Raw genomic sequence first — 2785 nt, forward strand, 5'->3', positions numbered from 1 at the left:
CGCGGCGCTGATCGCCCACACAGCCTTGGACGCGTCGGAAATCCGCGCGGAGGCGATTTCCGTCGGCTTCGACGCCTTCGCCGGCAAGCCGATCTCGCCGCCCGATCTGGCGGCCATCATCGATCTCGTGTGCCCCGACGCCCGAGAATGGGCCAAGGCGCGCCGCGGGTCGAGGCAAGCCGCCGTGGCCGGAAAGTAGCCGTCGCGCCTACTCGGAGTCGGCCACAGCTGAGCGAAACGCGAAACGCTCAGGTTCGCGAGACGGGCATCGAGAACACGAAAATGGTGGCTCCTTCTTTTGAGTCGACGCGGATGGCGCCGCCATGACGAGCCGCGATGTGCTCGACGATGAACAGCCCAAGCCCCAAGCCCTCCGGGCGCTTCGCGCCCTTGGGCCGCCAGAACGGCTCAAAAATTCGCTCGCGCGTCTCCGCGTCCAACGCTGCGCCCTCGTTCGCGACGCGAATCTCAAGCTCCGATTCGTTTGCTTCGGCAACGATCGAAACCGGGCGATCCCTCGCACCGTGCGTCAGCGCGTTGTCGAGCAAGTTTCCAAGAAGCTGCTGCAATCGAGTCGGATCGCAATCGACAGCGCGAGCAATCTGAATTTGGCTATTGATTTGTCGGCCTGCGTGCGTCGTCCGAGCTTCTTCGACGACCTGCGCCAAGCGGTCGGCAAGGTCCGGGCAGCTCTGCCAGCGCATCGTTATTCCGCCGCCAAGCCGAGCGCGCGCCAAATCCAAAACGCCGTCGATCAGCGAAGCCATCCGCGCGACGGCGGCCAAGAGAAGTTTCGCGATCCGCGGCAGGTTCGCGCGATCAGGCGCGATGGAGAGCGTTTCCCCCAAAGCGCGCACGGTCGACAAAGGCGTGCGCAGGTCATGCGCAAGAACGGCGACAAAGCGCTCCCGCTGCTCGGCGGCGGCCGCCTCGTTGCCCAACCTCGCCTCCGCATCCGCGCTGCGCCGCGATTGCCCGATCAAAAGAGCCGCGAGCTCCGCGAAGGCCCCCGCCGCGTCGCGAAGCCCGGCGTCGGCCATCGAGTCCGCGCGAGAGGCCACAAGGCACAGGTTGCCGAAGAAGCTTCCGTCGCCCAGCATGATGGGCTGGCGCAGCCGAAGCGCGCCGTTTCCCGGCGGCAGCGAGCCGACCGCAGGCTCGCCGGGCTCGCGCATCCAAGCGTTCTCTGGCTGCTCCAAGCTCTGCCCGGCGGCGAAGGAAGTCTGTGGATGGCTGCGCGCGGCGGTGGCGCGCCACGCCCCGCGCGCGGGCGAAGCGACGACGGCCGCGAGCGCCTGCGGCGTCCGGCGGAAGATGGCGTCGACGAGCTGCGCGAGCGCGTCCGTCTCCGCTTCGAAAGCGGGGTCCTTGGGCGGCCCTTCGCCCGGCGCGTTCTTGTTGTTCATTGGAAGATTCGCGAGATTGCGCGCGCGGCTAAGCGTTGGCTGGCTCGCCGCTTGCGTTCAGCCGCGATGCTACCGCGACTTTGGTCGCCGCGAAAGCTGCCCGTGAAAGCCCGTGTGATGTCGACATTCTGTCGCGATGGCGCGGCCAGCCAGAAACGCGTCGCGGCCCGTGGCGTCAGCCGCAAACACCGTCCACGCCATGCCCAAATCCAAATCGCGCAAGCCGATCCGCAGCGTCGCGAAGGCGGCGAGACACAAAAAGGTTCTCTACCTTCCGCTCGACCGCGACTCGGTCGCGCAGATCGCGGTGCAAGTCAGAATGGCTTTGGAAGTCGCGCGCGCCGGCCAAGGCAACGCGGCCACGTTGCGTTGTTTGGCACAAGCCGTCGCCCTGACGGGCCTGATCGCTGCGGCCGGACATGGCGAGATCGAAGAGGAGGCGCTTCTCGCCGCCGAAGCCGCGCTCAACGGCGTCCTCGCCTCGGGCAACTTGAACGGCTGGGGGCTGAGCGCTGCCGAACTGGCCGCCGCGACCGCGGTCATCAACGAGCACGACAGGCAGCTAAGGGAGACTCGCTTGGACGTCGTCGTTCGCGCTTTTGAGAAAATCGAGCGAAAGCTCGGCTCCGGCCTCACTCTCGAGGAGCTTTTCTCGCTGCGCACGGCTGGCAGATAGCCCACCGCTGCGAGCGCGCTCTTCTCTGCTGCAAAGGAACAGCCTCTTGCAAACTCTGCTATCGCATGCGTTCGCGCGGCGTATGTGCGATATAAACAAACGGCGGACAAAACGACTCTTAGAAGAAATACCCCCCACATTCAGCAACGTTCTTTCAGCTATCGCCCTGATCGTTTCAGCCTCATCCGCTTACTTCGCTTTTCAGTCAAACAAACTGCACCGGGACGATTTGGGTATGGATGCGGGGTCAAAAGTTGGCTGCCTTATGTGCTATTCGTCGGCGCTCCGAGCGACCGCAACGAGCTGGGCCGGCTTGAACGTTTCTTTCATGTGGCTCTTTCCGTCAAACCAGCGGCAAACGACCACATCCACCTCGCCCCCATGGCTGAAGGCTTTCTTCCCCGCAAAATGCACGGTCATGGCAGGGCCGCCACTGTTCAATTTCACAACGTCGCCAATTTCAAAATTCACACAACCTCCAGAGGTATTGTGAGCCGGTTGCGAAGAAATTACTGGGCGCTACGCTCGCCCGCCGCTGGCCTTCACCGCGACGCGGATTTGTTCGACCAGATTTGACACCTCGCTCGAAAGAAGCTGATATTCCTCGGTGATCTGCTCTTGGCTTTTGTTCGCCAAAAAGAACAGCTTGCTGGCCGCGCGTCGAACCAGCATCAGCAACTCCGACTCCTCATTCAACTGGTTG

At 63.7% G+C, this 2785-nt stretch carries 3 protein-coding genes and 2 pseudogenes; 2 read left to right on the top strand and 3 right to left on the bottom strand.

The window, feature by feature from the left end; all coding sequences use genetic code 11:
* Positions 1-199 (top strand): annotated as a pseudogene (locus P7F28_RS06290) (hypothetical protein); the annotation flags it as partial.
* Between the two features lie 49 nt (positions 200-248).
* Here the strand turns inward: P7F28_RS06290 and P7F28_RS06295 are convergent.
* Positions 249-1406, bottom strand: a complete 1158-nt coding sequence (locus P7F28_RS06295; RefSeq protein WP_277183631.1) for a HAMP domain-containing sensor histidine kinase — start codon at positions 1404-1406, stop codon at positions 249-251.
* 199 nt (positions 1407-1605) lie between these two features.
* Here P7F28_RS06295 and P7F28_RS06300 point away from each other — a divergent pair, with 199 nt between their 5' ends.
* Complete coding sequence (locus P7F28_RS06300; RefSeq protein WP_277183632.1) at positions 1606-2082, top strand: hypothetical protein; 477 nt, start codon at positions 1606-1608, stop codon at positions 2080-2082.
* A gap of 270 nt (positions 2083-2352) precedes the next feature.
* Here P7F28_RS06300 and P7F28_RS06305 read toward each other — a convergent pair whose 3' ends face one another.
* A complete protein-coding gene (locus P7F28_RS06305) occupies positions 2353-2553 on the bottom strand; it encodes a DUF2158 domain-containing protein (protein ID WP_277183633.1) in 201 nt (66 codons plus the stop codon).
* A 48-nt stretch (positions 2554-2601) separates the two neighbouring features.
* Positions 2602-2785: pseudogene (locus P7F28_RS06310) on the bottom strand (hypothetical protein); the annotation flags it as partial.

It is taken from the genome of Caballeronia sp. BR00000012568055, from assembly GCF_029439455.1.
Classification (GTDB): Bacteria; Pseudomonadota; Gammaproteobacteria; order Burkholderiales; family Burkholderiaceae; genus Caballeronia.